The following is a 14,494-nucleotide window of genomic DNA, read 5'->3' as shown; positions in this document are numbered from 1 at the left end:
TGCCTCAGGCGCGGGCCGCCCAGACGTAGCGATGCTCCGGGCGGCCCGCGTCGCCGTATTTGAGGGTCAACGTGGCCCTTCCCGTGCGCTCCAGCAGTTTCAGATAGCGCTGGGCGGTCTGGCGGCTCAGCCCGGTCCGCTCGGCGATCTCCTGGGCGGACAGCGGCCCTCCGGCGTTCACCAGGGCCCGCCCCACGAGATCCGCGGTGGTGGGGGAGTGCCCCCTGGGCAGCCCCGGTTCCGTACCGGCCGACATGGCGCCGAAGATCCGGTCGACCTCGGCCTGTTCCGCCCGACCGCCGCCGTCGAGCGTGCGGCGCAGTTCGGCGTACGCCTCCAGCCTGGTGCGCAGCCCCGCGAAGGCGAACGGCTTGACCAGGTACTGGAGTGCGCCCTGTCGCATCGCCGCCTGCACCGTCCGGACGTCCCGGGCCGCCGTCACCATGATCACGTCCGTCTCGTGACCGCGTCGCCGCATCTCCCGGACGACATCGAGCCCCGTGGCGTCCGGCAGGTAGTGGTCCAGCAGCATCAGGTCGGGGCGCGGCGGAGTCCCCAACAGGTGCAGGGCGCCCGCCGCATCGTGCGCCCGGCCCGTCACACGGAAGCCGGGCACCTTGTCGACGTAGGCGGCGTTGACCCGGGCGACCCGGGCGTCGTCGTCCACGACCAGTACCTCGATGGGCCGGGTCATCGTGACTCCTCTCCGGGGAAGTGACCGGGCGTCCCCGGGACCAGGTTCTCTTGTGCCGGCGCTCCCTGGGCGGGGACGCGGTCCCGGGGGTCTTCGCAGGGCGGCTCCGGCGCCCGGCCGGGTGCTTCGAGGGCGTCGGGCAGCACGACGGTGAACTCCGCGCCCCCGCCGTGGGCCTCACTCACACGGGCGCTGCCTCCATGGCGTTCGGCGAGACGGCGCACCAGGGAGAGGCCGATGCCGCGCTTGCCGTGGGACGGCGGCTGCTTCGTGGACCATCCGTCCGTGAAGATCAACTCCCGTCGTTCGGCGGGGATTCCGGGTCCCGTGTCCCGGACCCGGAGGACCGCCGTGCGCTCCTCTGCGCGCAGTTCGACCTCCACGCGTGCGTGCCGGGTGCCCGCCACGGCGTCAAGAGCGTTGTCGACCAGGTTGCCGACGATCGTGACCAGTCCTCTCGGGTCGATCAGCCGGTCCGGCAGCAGCGTCCGGTCCGCGATCCACAGGGCCACGCCGCGCTCGGCGGCGACCGTGGCCTTGCCCACCAGCAAGGCGGCGAGCAGCGGATCGTGGATCTTCTCGGTGACCTGTTCCGCGGTGGTCCTGTGGTCGCCCACCACCTCGTCGACGAACTCCACGGCGTCGTCGTACATCTCCAGTTCGAGCAGCCCCAGGAGCGTGTGCATCCGATTGGCGTGCTCGTGGTCCTGCGCCCGCAGTGCGTCGATCAGACCGCGGGTGGAGTCCAGCTCCCGGCCCAGCTGTTCCAGCTCGGTGCGGTCGCGCAGGGTGGCGACGGCGCCCCCGTCGTCGGTGGGCATGCGGTTGGCGACGAGGACGCGGTGACCGCGCACGGTGAGCAGATCGGTGCCGGCGACGCGACCGGCCAGGACGTCCGTCGTACGGCCCTCGCCGAGCGCCTCGTCGAGGGACTGCCCGACGACCTCGTCACCGATGCCCAGCAGGCGCTGGGCCTCGTCGTTCACGAGCCGTACCCGGCCGGCCCGGTCCAGGGCGACCACGCCCTCCCTGATGCCGTGCAGCATCGCCTCGCGCTCCGCGAGCAGCGCCGAGATGTCGGAGAAGGCGAGGTCGCGGGTCTGCCGCTGGACCCTGCGCGCGATCAGATAGGCGGCGAGGGCACCGATGGCCAGGGCCGCGCCCGCGTAGGCGAACAGCCCGGGGATCGCGTGGAGCAGCCTGGCCCGCACGCTGTTGTACTCGATGCCCACGGAGACCGCGCCGATGATCCTGCCCTGTGCGTCGCGCAGCGGCACCTTGCCGCGGGCCGAGCGACCGAGGGTGCCGCTGTCGATCTGCATGACCTCCTCACCGGCCAAGGCCTGTCTCGGGTCGGTGGACACGACCCGGCCGATCTGCGTGATGTCCGGGTGCGACCAGCGCACCCCCCTCATGTTCATCACCACGACGTACTCGGCCTTGCTCGCCCTGCGGATGTGCTCCGCCTCCGCCTGCACGGGCCCGGTCGGGGACGGCAGCGTCGACTGCAGGTCACGGGCGATCTGCGGCTGGACCGCGGTGGTCTGCGCGATCGCGAGGGCCTGGTGCATCGCCTGGTCGTCCAGCAACTGGCCGAGCGGGGCCAGGAAGAGTCCGGTGGCGAGCACGGCGACGCCCGCGGCGATCGCCACCTGCGTCAGCAGGAGCTGCGAGAACATACGCCGCGGCAGTCCGAGGCGCAGTCGTCGTGCAGGGCGAGAGGGGGTCATGCGTAGACGGTACGGGTGCGCGGGCGCATTGCCTCCGCAGATGTGGCACGCATCTCCCGAGGGGCGTGCGCGGGGGCGGTGAGGGCCGTCCCTCTCCGTGGCGCCCGGGAGTTCAGCAGTGCGCGGGGTCGCCGGCCACCGTGGTGAGCAACTCGCGCACCGACACGACGTCCATCCGGGCCGGTGAACCGAGCGGGCTGCCGCAGCTGTCGGGGCGTGGTGGCAGGGACGCCCCCTGCGCGGCCAGGACGCGCCACAGCCGGCCGTCGGTGTGGGCGACGGTGACCTCCCAGCGTGGCGCGGTCCCGTCTGTGCGGACGACGGTCAACGCGTCCGCCGCGTACTCGTGGGCCGCCGTGCGCACGGCGAGCTCCGCCGCCTGTGCGGGTCGTTCCCAGGCGGAGCTGCCGCGGCATCCCTCCACCACGACCCGTCCGTCGCGCACCCCTTGGAGGATCTCCTTGACGTGCGGGGCCTGGGCGCGTCCGTACGCGTATCCGAACGGAAGTACGAGCAGGGTGGGGGAGAAGCGATGGCCACCCAGATGAGTGACCTCCCAGACCCCCTCGACTCCGGAGGTGGTCAGCTCGGTCGCCAGCGGGCGGCCGAGGAGGGCGCAGCAGCGGTCCCGCTTGCCGTTGGTGCAGACGAACGCGAGCGGGTCGCCTGTGTGGGGTTCGGCCCGGAAGACCGAGTCGAAGGTGCCGGAGTCCCCGCGGCCCAGTGCGGCGAGGTCCAGGTCGAGCAGCCGCTCCGGCTCGGAGGTGGTGGCGGTGCGCAGCCACATGGTGCCCGGAACGGTGTGGGCCGCATAGATCTGCCGTGCGGCGGGCGTGCCGCAGTCGGCGTGCCGGCCGGGGCGGCGGATGAGTGCGATCCGCACGCCTGTGCCCTCCGCGGCCGCCTCGAGGGCGCGGCCGAGCTCAGGATCCAGGTGGCTCGATGTGAGCGCTTCGGGACCCCAGGGGCCGGGCTGCTCCAGCAGCAGCCATGTCCTCGCGGTCGCCGCGGTCCCTGCGAGAGGCTCGTCGAGGTCCCGTGATGCGGTCGTGCACGTACTCACAGAGGTGAGCCTAACCTGACTTCGGCGGCGGTGACTTCCAGCCCCGCGAACAGGGGCGCATTCGAGGCGCACCGGGGGTGCGCAGTAGGCGCGCGAAGCACGCAGGGGAGCGTGCCGGACGCCACCGCGCACCGGCTCACTCGGTGCGCGGCGGCGGTCGTGGCGCGCCCCGTTCAGCGGGGGAGCGGCTGTGGCGGTCGCGCTCCCGCATAGCGGCCGCTCGGGCGCATGCGCAGCGGTCGTTCCTCGTACTCCTCCAGGGTGTGGGCGATCCAGCCCGCCGTGCGGGCGACGGCGAAGACGGTCTCTCCCGCCGTGGCGTCCATGCCGGAGGCGACCGTGAGGACGGCCAGGGCCAGGTCGACATTGGCGTGCAGAGGCGCGTGGCGGGCCGTGGTGGCGACGATGTCCCGTGCGGCGGCCAGGGCCGGTCCCGCGGCAGGCAGCTCCTCCAGGACGGCGAACAGGGCACGCGCGCGCGGGTCCTCGCCCGGATACAGCCGGTGCCCGAGGCCGGGGATCCGGCGCCCCGCGCGGAGCTCGTCGGCGACCACGGGTGCCGCGGTGCCCCGGTCCAGGACGTCGAGGAGCATGCGGTGCGCCAGGCCGCCGGCCGCACCGTGCAGGGGGCCCTCCAGGACGCCGAGGCCCGCGGAGACGGCCGCGTACGCGTGTGCGCGGGCGGACGCGGCGACGCGGACCGCGAGGGTGGAGGCGGCCAGGTCGTGGTCGACGAGAAGCCCGAGTGCAGTGTCCAGCGCGCGCACTGACGTCTCGTCGGGGTCGCGTCCGGTGAGCCGTCCCCACAGGCGCCGCGCCAGCGGGCCCTCGTCGCGGTGGTCGGGCCGCAGCGGGGGGAGGGCCGCGACCAGGGTGGGGATGAGGGTGCGGGCGGCGCCGAGGACGGCCTGCGGCGACAGATCGAAGCGCAGCGGGTCCGCGGTGGCCGCCGCGATCGCCGCCACCCGCAGCCGGTCGGTGGGGCCGGTGTGCTCGGGCAGCGCGGCCACCGCGCGGCGGGCGACGGTGACGGCGGCCTCCGGGGCGGTGAAGATGATTCCGGGCCGCAGCCGCCCGGTCCACAGCCACTCGGCGATCTCCTCGTAGGAGTGCCGGTCGGCCAGCTCGGTGGCGTCGACGCCACGGTAGAAGTACCGGTCCTTCTCGATGAGGGTGATGGACGTGCGGACCGAGAGATCGCCGGCGGCGGGTGAACCTCCGGCCGGCTCCCGCCTGTTGCGCCGGGCGAGCGCCGCGACCTCCTCGGCGTCGAAGGTGCTGCCCCGGCCGCCGGGCTCCCGCCTGCTGCTGAGCTGGCCACGGCTCACATAGGCGTACACGGTCTCCGGTTTCACCCCGAGCAGTTCGGCCGCCTCCCTGGTGGTGATCCGAGTTCCGTCGTGCCCGCGAGCCGTGTCCTGATCCCTCATGGCTGCCACCGTACCCATGGATCTCATATTGATTCAATCAATATTGACAGGGATTGAGTCAAGCATGGACAGTCGAGTCAATTCCAAGGAGGAGACATGTCGATCAGCAGTGCCGCGTCCACCCCCGTCGACGTGCCGCGCGGGCTCGCGGGCGTCGTGGTCACCGACACCGAACTGGGTGACGTCCGGGGGCTCGAGGGCTTCTACCACTACCGGGAGTACTCGGCCGTCGAACTGGCGCTGACCCGTGGCTTCGAGGACGTCTGGCACCTGATGGTCCACGGCGTGCTGCCGGACCCGGCGCAGCGGTCGGCGTTCGCCGCCAGGACCGCGGGTCTGCGCCGCCTTCCCGACGACGTCCGGGCCGCGCTTCCCGCGGTGGCGGCCGCGAGCGGCCGGTCCGGCCCGCTGTCGGGTCTGCGCACGGCGCTCTCCCTGTTCGGCGCCTCGAAGGGGTTCCGGCCGGTGTACGACATCGATGCGGACAGGCGCCGCGAGGACACGCTGGCGGCGGCTGCAGTCGTGCCCACGCTGCTGACGGCGCTGTACCGGCTGGGCCGGGGGCTGCAGCCGGTCGAACCGCGGGAGGACCTGCCGTACGCGGCCAACTACCTCTACATGCTCACGGGTTCGGAGCCCGACGAGGCGCATGCGCGTGCGATCGAGCAGTACTTGATCTCAACCATTGACCATGGATTCAATGCATCAACATTCACCGCGAGGGTGATCACCTCGACGGGTGCGGATGTCTCGGCGGCCCTGGTCGGCGCCGTCGGCGCGCTGTCCGGACCGCTTCACGGCGGAGCGCCGAGCCGGGCCCTCGACACCCTCGACGCGATCGGCACCCCCGACCGCATCGACACCTGGATCCGTGCGCGCGTCCTCGCCGGCGAGCGCATCATGGGCTTCGGGCACCCGGTCTACCGCACGGAGGACCCGCGCTCGAGGATGCTGCGGGGTGTCGCGGAGCGGTTCGGCGGCGGCCTGGTGGACTTCGCGATCGAGGTCGAGCGCCATGTGGAGGCGATCCTGGCCGAACTGAAGCCCGGCCGCGAACTGCACACGAACGTGGAGTTCTACGCCGGGGTCGTCATGGAACTCTGCGGTGTCCCGCGCGAGATGTTCACACCGACGTTCGCGACGGCCCGAGTGGTCGGCTGGAGCGCCAACATCCTGGAACAGGCACAGGACCCGAAAATCATCCGCCCGGCGGCCCGGTATGTGGGTCCGGTACCACCGGTCGCCGTGCCGGCGGTGGCGTGACGCCTGCGGCGACCGCCGAGGAGGGTCTCATACCTGAGAGGGTGGGGGGAGCGCCGCGGTCGAGGTCTACCGGGGCCCTTTCGAGAGCCAGGGCCGCGGGTTGTGCGCGAGGCCCGGAGCCGATCTGGCGCCGGGCCTGACGACGCGTGCCGCCAAGCGAGGACCGGGTGTTGTGCTGCTCGGCCGGGTGCGGCCCCTGGGCGCGCAGATGGCGTGCGGCGGGGCGATGCGAGTGTGGAGCTGAAGGGGTGGAGGCTCAGGCGTCCGGGATCTCGGCCTTGGCGCGGACCAAGGTCTCCCGGCTGATGATCACGATGCGTTCGTAGTCGGCCCGTGCGGCGTCGGCGGGCAGCTCGCTGTCCAGCCTGGCGGTGGCTTCGGTCCCGATGACGGCGAAGTTGCCGTCACTCAGTTCGAAGATGTCGGGGCAGGTCTCGCCTGTCACGCTGCCGCGTTCACGGGGAGATGCACCGATCCGGCGCACAATCTTCAAAGGTGATCCCGGTCCTCAGAGCAGTAGGTGGTACTGGTGTGGTCAGGTTAGCCTTTTGATGCTCCCGATGCGTTAACACCCCACTAGCCCAACTGGACTCATTCCGGCGTGTGTTGACTCCGAATGGGCTACTCCGCGGGCGGTTCGCCCACCACCCACCACTCGTCCGTGTCGGCGTCCTCGAGGTCCTGCACGATGCCGTCCATCATCCGGCCCACACGAGCCTCGGTCGAAGCGTGGTCGAGGCTGTCGCGGTGGTGTCGCGTGGCTTCCCAGTAGTCCCGGATCATGGGGTTCTGGCAGAGCACTCGAAGGTGTCCGTGCAGCTCCTGCCAGTTGACATAGCCGGCGAGGTAGCTCTTCAGGGCGTGGGAGTAGAGCGCGTTCGCGAAGAGATACTGCCGCCGCAGTCCGGGCTGCTCCGTGGCCGGTCGGCCGCTCAGGTCGACCGTGCTCATGACGGCCGCCAGCTCGGGATCGTCGATGGCCTTGCTCAGCAGATGGAAGTGCATACGTTGCTGCTCGACCTGCAATTGCAGCTCGACGGACCTGCGCTGCTGTCGGCTGAGGAACGCGAGAGCCGCCGCCCCGAACGCGAGTCCTGCCGCGGTGGCGGCGGCAGGCCCCCATGTCCCGTGCCTCTGTGTGGTCATGTCAACCCCCGAATCAGGCGACCGTCCGCCGGTCGTCGGATGCGGGTCTGCTGGAGGGGACCGGCGAGCGATGGGCGGCGCGCTTGCCGTCTCCCAGGGTGCCGAGCGGCTCTGATCGGCGGGGAGGCGGAGAGGAGGCGCACAGAGGGAAGTGCGGGTCGCGTTTCCCGGCGCCATGCCAAACGTGTGCCCCGCGAGCGCCGCTAACAATCGTTCACTTCGCAGGGTTTCCCCTCGCTCGTATCCTGATTCGGCATTCAGTCCACGTACGAGTGCGGCCCCCCTTCCGGTGCGAGCCGGTCCATGAGCCGTCCTCGTGCACCGCCGGCACGCGATCCGGCGCACGTACGGGTGGAAGAAGGGGTGTATGTTGAGCCGGCCGCCGAGTCCGCAGCAGATCCCGGTCGTGGTCCTCGCCGGATTCCTGGGTTCGGGCAAGACCACGCTGCTCAACCACCTCCTCCATCACAGCGGAGGCAGCCGGATCGGCGCCGTCGTCAATGACTTCGGGGACATCGAGATCGACGCCATGGCCGTCGCGGGGGCGCTCGGCGACTCCACGGTCTCCCTCGGCAACGGCTGCCTCTGCTGCGCCGTGGACGCCAGTGAACTCGACGTCTACCTCGACCGTCTGGCCCGGACCTCCGCCGGCATCGACGTCATCGTGATCGAGGCGAGCGGTCTCGCCGAACCGCAGGAGCTGGTCCGCATGGTGCTGGCCAGCGAGCATCCACGGGTGGTCTACGGCGGGCTCGTGGAGGTCGTCGACGCGGTGGAGTTCGCCGCCACCCGCGAGAGGCATCCCGAGCTGGACCGCCATCTCGCCCTCGCCGATCTTGTCGTCGTCAACAAGACGGATCGCGCCGAGGACAGCGATCAGGTCCTGGGGACCGTGCGGTCCCTCACCGACCGCGCCGCCGTCGTCCCGGCCGCGTACGGGCGCATCGACCCGGAGCTCCTCTTCGACTGCCGGCCGGCCGAGGAGCGGATCGGGCAGCTGTCGTTCGACGACCTCCACCGGCACGACCACGAGCACGGTGAGGCGAGCGCTCACCACGCCCATCTGCACGCCGGATACGACAGCCTCTCCTTCCGCTCCGACGTGCCCATGGAGCCGCGGCGGCTGCTGGAGTTCCTCGACAGCAGGCCGGAAGGCCTCTACCGGATCAAGGGATACGTCGACTTCGGCGCCGCCGACCCGCGCAACCGGTACGCGGTGCATGCCGTGGGGCGGTTCCTGCGGTTCCGTCCGGAGGCGTGGGAGGCCGGTGCCGAGCGGCTCACCCAGCTCGTGCTCATCGGGTCCGGCATCAACACCACGGCTCTGCGCAAGGAGCTCCAGGGGTGCACGGACGACGCCCCACACACCGACGAGCACGGCATGTGGGGCGTCCTCCGCTACGTCCGGGACGAGGAGACCGAGGCTCTCGCGAGCCCCGGTGACCTCGAGGACTGAATCACATCGGTCCCGCCACCGCCGCGACCGTCTTCGCCAGGGACACGCCCGAGCCGTCGCGTCGCGGGTCGAGCTCCGGCAGCTCGGCCGGTGTGCCGTTCTTCTGCGCGGCCCGGGCCGGCGTCGGGCCGGCCCAGGCGAAGGACAGGCAGTCCTCGCCCTTCAGGAACCGCTGGCAGCGCACACCGCCCGTGGCGCGGCCCTTGCGCGGGTACTGATCGAACGCCGTCATCTTGGCGGTGGTCTGGACCGAGTCGTCCAGCGTCCCGCGCGAACCGGCGACCGTGAAGACGACCGCGTCCACCGCCGGGTCCACGGCAGTGAAGGAGATCACCTTGGCGCCGTCCGTCAGCTTGATGCCCGCCATGCCGCCGGCAGGCCGGCCCTGGGCGCGTACCTGGGAGGCGGGGAAACGCAGCAACTGGGCGTCGTCCGTGATGAAGACCAGGTCCTCCTCGCCCGTGCGCAGTTCGACCGCGCCGACGATGCGGTCGCCCTCCTTGAGCGTGATGACCTCCAACTCCTCCTTGTTGGACGGGTAGTCGGGGACCACACGCTTGACGACTCCCTGTGCCGTGCCGATGGCGAGACCCTGGGAGGACTCGTCCAGCGTCGTCAGGCAGACCGCCGTCTCGTTCGCCTCCAGGGAGACGAACTCCGAGACGGGAGCGCCTCCGGACAGGCTCGGCCGCGCCGCCGTCTCCGGCAGCTGCGGAAGGTCGATCACATTCAGCCGCAGCAGCCGCCCGCCGGACGTCACCACGCCGACCTCCCCGCGGGCCGTCGCCGGGACGGCGGAGACGATCACGTCGTGCTTCGCGCGCTTGTCCTCGGTGTCCTCCGCGAACGGGTCGCCGTCCGCCGTGCGGGCCAGCAGGCCCGTCGACGACATCAGCACCCGGCACGGGGCATCCTCGACCTGGAGCGGAACCGTGGGCGCCGGGGTGCCGGAGGACTCCAGCAGCACCGTGCGCCGCTCGGTGCCGAACTTCTTGGCCACCGTGGCCAGTTCGGCGGAGACCAGCTTGCGCAGCTCGGCGTCCGAGTCCAGGATCCGCGTCAGCTCCGCGATCTCGGCGTTGAGCCGGTCCTTCTCCGCCTCCAGCTCGATGCGGTCGTACTTGGTGAGGCGGCGCAGCGGGGTGTCCAGGATGTACTGCGTCTGGACCTCGCTCAGCGAGAAGCGCCGCATCAGGCGCTCCTTGGCCTGCGCCGAGTTGTCGCTGGACCGGATCAGGCGGATGACCTCGTCGATGTCCACCAGCGCCGTGAGCAGACCCTCGACGAGGTGGAGCCGGTCGCGCCTCTTGCTGCGGCGGAACTCCGAGCGCCGGCGGACGACGTCGAAGCGGTGGTCGAGGTAGACCTCGAGCAGCTCCTTGAGGCCCAGGGTGAGCGGCTGGCCGTCGACCAGTGCGACGTTGTTGATGCCGAAGGACTCCTCCATCGGCGTCAGCTTGTAGAGCTGCTCCAGGACCGCCTCCGGCACGAAGCCGTTCTTGATCTCGATCACCAGGCGCAGGCCGTGCTCACGGTCGGTGAGGTCCTTGACGTCGGCGATGCCCTGGAGCTTCTTCGAGCCGACCAGGTCCTTGATCTTGGCGATCACCTTCTCCGGGCCGACCGTGAAGGGCAGCTCGGTGACGACCAGGCCCTTGCGGCGGGCCGTCACGGTCTCCACCGACACCGTGGCGCGGATCTTGAAGGTGCCCCGGCCCGTCTCGTAGGCGTCCCGGACGCCGGCGAGGCCGACGATCCGGCCGCCGGTGGGCAGGTCGGGTCCGGGGACGTACTTCATCAGGGTGTCGAGATCCGCGTTCGGGTGGCGGATCAGATGGCGGGCGGCCGCGATGACCTCGCCGAGGTTGTGCGGCGGCATGTTCGTGGCCATACCGACCGCGATGCCCGACGCGCCGTTCACCAGGAGGTTCGGGAAGGCGGCCGGCAGGGCCTCGGGCTCCCGCTCCTGGCCGTCGTAGTTGGGGACGAAGTCGACCGTGTCCTCGTCGATCGACTCGGTCATCAGGCCCGTCGCCTCGGCCATGCGGCATTCGGTGTACCGCATGGCCGCCGGCGGGTCGTCGTTCCCGAGCGAGCCGAAGTTGCCGTGGCCGTCGACCAGGGGCACGCGCATCGAGAAGGGCTGGGCCATGCGCACCAGGGCGTCGTAGATCGACGCGTCGCCGTGCGGGTGCAGCTTACCCATGACCTCGCCGACGACACGGGCGCACTTCACATAGCCGCGGTCGGGGCGAACGCCCATCTCGTTCATCTGGTAGACGATCCGGCGGTGCACCGGCTTGAGGCCGTCGCGCGCGTCCGGCAGGGCCCGGGAGTAGATGACCGAGTACGCGTACTCCAGGAAGGAGCCCTGCATTTCGTCCACGACGTCGATGTCGAGGATCTTCTCCTCGTACGCGTCGTCGGGCGGCGGGGTCTTCGTGCTGCGGCGGGCCATTGCTGCCGGCTCCTTCACAGTCTGTGCTGGGCATGGACGTGTCTGACGCGGACCATTGTGGACTGCCGCGGTGACAACGCCGACCAGTACCCGTCCCCAAGGCCTTTCCGGCGCTGGCGAAGGAGGTCACGGCGACGCCGTCGCGGGGGTCGCACGGTGCCGGTGCCGAGCGTGTCAACCGCGCGTTCAGTCGTCCACCTCCCGTAATCACGGTCTCGCTCTGGGCGTACGCCGCCCGGGAACTTGTCCACTTGCGTGCGCGCTTGCATACAGTGACAGCACCGGCAGGAAACGGCGGTTTTCCGCGACAGCTTCCGCGAGCGAAGGGACGTACATGCCCATGGGTCACACGGCCACAGCCGAGGCAGGCTCCGGGGGCCTGACAGCGACCGAGCACCGCCTGGCCAACGGGCTGCGCGTGGTGCTCTCCGAGGACCATCTGACCCCGGTCGCGGCGGTGTGCCTCTGGTACGACGTCGGCTCGCGCCACGAGGTCGCGGGCCGGACCGGTCTCGCCCACCTCTTCGAGCACCTGATGTTCCAGGGCTCCGCCCAGGTCAAGGGGAACGGCCACTTCGAGCTGGTGCAGGGCGCCGGCGGGTCGCTGAACGGCACCACCAGCTTCGAGCGCACGAACTACTTCGAGACCATGCCGGCCCATCAGCTGGAGCTCGCCCTCTGGCTCGAGGCCGACCGCATGGGCTCGCTGCTCGCCGCGCTCGACGACGAGTCCATGGAGAACCAGCGGGACGTCGTGAAGAACGAGCGCCGCCAGCGCTACGACAACGTCCCCTACGGCACCGCCTTCGAACGGCTGACGGCGCTCGCCTACCCGGAGGGCCACCCCTACCACCACACGCCCATCGGGTCGATGGCGGATCTGGACGCGGCCACGCTGGAGGACGCGCGCGCCTTCTTCCGCACGTACTACGCGCCCAACAACGCGGTCCTGTCCGTCGTCGGCGACATCGACCCCAAGCAGACGCTCGCCTGGATCGAGAAGTACTTCGGGTCCATCTCGTCCCACGACGGCAAGCCCGAGCCGCGCGACGGGTCGCTGCCCGACGTCATGGGCCGGGAGCTGCGCGAGGTGATCGAGGAGGAGGTTCCGGCGCGCGCCCTGATGGCCGCCTACCGGCTGCCGGAGGACGGCACGCGGACCAGCGACGCGGCGGACCTGGCCCTCACCGTCCTCGGCGGCGGCGAGTCCTCCCGCCTCTACAACCGGCTGGTACGGCGCGACCGCACCGCCGTCGCTGCCGGGTTCGGCCTGCTGCGGCTGGCCGGGGCGCCGTCCCTGGGCTGGCTGGACGTGAAGACCTCGGGCGACGTCGAGGTGCCGGTCATCGAGGCCGCGATCGACGAGGAGCTCGCCCGGTTCGCCGAGGAGGGCCCCACGGCGGAGGAAATGGAGCGCGCCCAGGCCCAGTTGGAGCGCGAGTGGCTGGACCGGCTCGGCACGGTCGCGGGCCGCGCCGACGAACTGTGCCGGTACGCCGTCCTGTTCGGTGACCCGCAGCTCGCCCTGACCGCCGTCCGGCGTGTGCTCGAGATCACGCCCGAGGAGGTGCAGGAGGTCGCCAAGGCCCGCCTGCGCCCCGACAACCGCGCGGTGCTCGTGTACGAGCCGGCCGAGGCCCCGGAGACCGCCGCGACCACCGACGAGAACGAGGAGTCGGCGAAGTGACCGAGCTTGCGACCATGGAGTTCCACCCGCAGCCCCAGGCCGGCGAGGCCAAGCCCTGGGCGTTCCCGGCGCCCGAGCGTGCGACGCTCGACAACGGCCTGACCGTGCTGCGCTGCCACCGTCCCGGCCAGCAGGTGGTCGCCGTCGAGGTACTCCTCGACGCGCCGCTGGACGCCGAGCCCGCCGGTCTCGACGGCGTCGCCACGATCATGGCGCGCGCCTTCTCCGAGGGCACCGACAAGCACTCCGCCGAGGGGTTCGCCGCCGAGCTGGAGCGCTGCGGCGCCACCCTCGACTCGCACGCCGACCACCCCGGCGTCCGGCTCTCCCTCGAGGTGCCGGTCTCCCGCCTGGCCAAGGCGCTCGGACTGCTCGCCGACGCACTGAGGGCGTCGGCGTTCGCGGACGGCGAGGTGGAGCGCCTGGTGCGCAACCGCCTCGACGAGATCCCGCACGAGATGGCCAACCCGGCCCGCCGCGCCGCCAAGGAGCTCTCCAAGGAGCTGTTCCCGGCCTCCTCGCGCATGTCGCGTCCGCGCCAGGGCACCGAGGCGACGGTCGAGGACATCGACTCCGCCGCGGTCCGCGCCTTCTACGAGCGCCATGTGCGCCCGGCGACGGCCACCGCCGTCGTGGTCGGCGATCTGACCGGCATCGACCTCGACGAGCTCCTCGGCGAGACGCTCGGCGCCTGGACGGGCTCGCCGGGCGCACCCCGCCCCGTCCCCCCGGTGACGGCCGACGACACCGGCCGCGTGATCATCGTGGACCGCCCCGGAGCCGTTCAGACGCAGCTGCTGATCGGCCGCATCGGCGCCGACCGCCACGACCGGGTGTGGCCCGCCCAGGTGCTCGGCACGTACTGCCTCGGCGGCACCCTGACCTCCCGCCTGGACCGGGTCCTGCGCGAGGAGAAGGGCTACACCTACGGAGTGCGCGCGTTCGGCCAGGTGCTGCGGTCCGCGCCGGACGGCACGGGTGCGGCGATGCTCGCCATCAGCGGCTCCGTCGACACGCCGAACACGGGACCGGCGCTCGACGACCTCTGGAAGGTGCTCCGCACGCTCGCCGCAGAGGGTCTGACCGACGCGGAGCGCGATGTCGCCGTGCAGAACCTGGTGGGAGTGGCACCGCTCAAGTTCGAGACCGCGGCCGCCGTCGCGAGCTCGCTCGCCGACCAGGTCGAGCAGCACCTTCCGGACGACTACCAGGCGACGCTGTATCAGGCGCTCGCCGGGACGGGCACGGTGGAGGCCACGGCCGCCGTCGTGAACGCCTTCCCGGTGAACCGGCTGGTGACCGTCCTGGTGGGCGACGCCGCGCAGATCGAGGAACCCGTCAAGGCGCTCGGGATCGGCGAAGTGAGCGTGGTGGCGGCCGAGTAGACCGACGCCCCGCGTCCGCAGGACCGAAGTCCGTGCGCGCGGGAAGCCGTCGAAGCGGCCGTGCCCATCGGGCGCGGCTTCGGTGCGGGCCCCGGTGATGTCGGTCACCGGGGCCCTGCCTCTTGGACTTTGTCCGTATTGCCATAGAGACGGTGGCTCTGCCCTGTGGGATGCGCTACAAA

The 14,494-nt window shown here is 71.4% G+C and carries 11 protein-coding genes; 4 read left to right on the top strand and 7 right to left on the bottom strand.

Annotated elements, in window-relative coordinates; all coding sequences use genetic code 11:
* Positions 1-4: 4 nt before the first annotated feature.
* The 4 genes from ACSHXN_RS11995 to ACSHXN_RS11980 all read right to left on the bottom strand — a co-directional run bounded on the left by ACSHXN_RS11995 (position 5) and on the right by ACSHXN_RS11980 (position 4,917).
* Positions 5-694 carry a response regulator gene (locus tag ACSHXN_RS11995; RefSeq protein ID WP_355129588.1) on the bottom strand — a complete coding sequence of 230 codons (690 nt, stop codon included), beginning with the start codon at positions 692-694 and terminating at the stop codon, positions 5-7.
* Entirely contained in the window at positions 691-2,424 is a 1,734-nt protein-coding gene (locus ACSHXN_RS11990; protein ID WP_355129586.1) for a sensor histidine kinase, read from the bottom strand. Before ACSHXN_RS11990 ends, ACSHXN_RS11995 begins: the two co-directional genes overlap by 4 nt.
* 112 nt (positions 2,425-2,536) lie before the next feature.
* A complete protein-coding gene (locus tag ACSHXN_RS11985) occupies positions 2,537-3,487 on the bottom strand; it encodes a sucrase ferredoxin (RefSeq protein WP_438303070.1) in 951 nt (316 codons plus the stop codon).
* A 173-nt stretch (positions 3,488-3,660) separates the two neighbouring features.
* Positions 3,661-4,917 carry a citrate synthase gene (locus ACSHXN_RS11980; protein WP_438303069.1) on the bottom strand — a complete coding sequence of 419 codons (1,257 nt, stop codon included), beginning with the start codon at positions 4,915-4,917 and terminating at the stop codon, positions 3,661-3,663.
* A gap of 96 nt (positions 4,918-5,013) precedes the next feature.
* On the opposite strand from ACSHXN_RS11980, the gene ACSHXN_RS11975 reads away from it, so the two are divergent.
* Entirely contained in the window at positions 5,014-6,180 is a 1,167-nt protein-coding gene (locus ACSHXN_RS11975) for a citrate synthase/methylcitrate synthase (protein ID WP_356112610.1), read from the top strand.
* 256 nt (positions 6,181-6,436) lie between these two features.
* On the opposite strand, the gene ACSHXN_RS11970 is transcribed toward ACSHXN_RS11975, so the two are convergent.
* Together ACSHXN_RS11970 and ACSHXN_RS11965 are read right to left on the bottom strand one after the other, a co-directional pair.
* Positions 6,437-6,673: a hypothetical protein gene (locus ACSHXN_RS11970; protein WP_355129578.1), complete on the bottom strand. Its 237-nt coding sequence runs from the start codon at positions 6,671-6,673 to the stop codon at positions 6,437-6,439.
* Between the two features lie 128 nt (positions 6,674-6,801).
* Positions 6,802-7,326, bottom strand: a complete 525-nt coding sequence (locus ACSHXN_RS11965) for a DUF6082 family protein (protein ID WP_355129576.1) — start codon at positions 7,324-7,326, stop codon at positions 6,802-6,804.
* Positions 7,327-7,693: 367 nt separating this feature from the next.
* Here ACSHXN_RS11965 and ACSHXN_RS11960 point away from each other — a divergent pair, with 367 nt between their 5' ends.
* Entirely contained in the window at positions 7,694-8,782 is a 1,089-nt protein-coding gene (locus ACSHXN_RS11960) for a CobW family GTP-binding protein (protein ID WP_438303067.1), read from the top strand.
* A 1-nt stretch (position 8,783) separates the two neighbouring features.
* Here the strand turns inward: ACSHXN_RS11960 and ACSHXN_RS11955 are convergent, their stop codons facing one another.
* Complete coding sequence (locus tag ACSHXN_RS11955) at positions 8,784-11,240, bottom strand: DNA gyrase/topoisomerase IV subunit A (protein WP_355129572.1); 2,457 nt, start codon at positions 11,238-11,240, stop codon at positions 8,784-8,786.
* Positions 11,241-11,574: 334 nt separating this feature from the next.
* Here ACSHXN_RS11955 and ACSHXN_RS11950 point away from each other — a divergent pair, with 334 nt between their 5' ends.
* Together ACSHXN_RS11950 and ACSHXN_RS11945 are read left to right on the top strand one after the other, a co-directional pair.
* Positions 11,575-12,927 carry a M16 family metallopeptidase gene (locus ACSHXN_RS11950; protein ID WP_355129570.1) on the top strand — a complete coding sequence of 451 codons (1,353 nt, stop codon included), beginning with the start codon at positions 11,575-11,577 and terminating at the stop codon, positions 12,925-12,927.
* Positions 12,924-14,312, top strand: a complete 1,389-nt coding sequence (locus tag ACSHXN_RS11945) for a M16 family metallopeptidase (protein ID WP_438303064.1) — start codon at positions 12,924-12,926, stop codon at positions 14,310-14,312. Before ACSHXN_RS11950 ends, ACSHXN_RS11945 begins: the two co-directional genes overlap by 4 nt.
* Positions 14,313-14,494: the final 182 nt, after the last annotated feature.

It is taken from the genome of Streptomyces sp. HUAS TT11, assembly GCF_051553595.1.
Lineage (GTDB): Bacteria > Actinomycetota > Actinomycetes > Streptomycetales > Streptomycetaceae > Streptomyces.
This window is presented reverse-complemented; position numbering and strand designations above follow the sequence as displayed.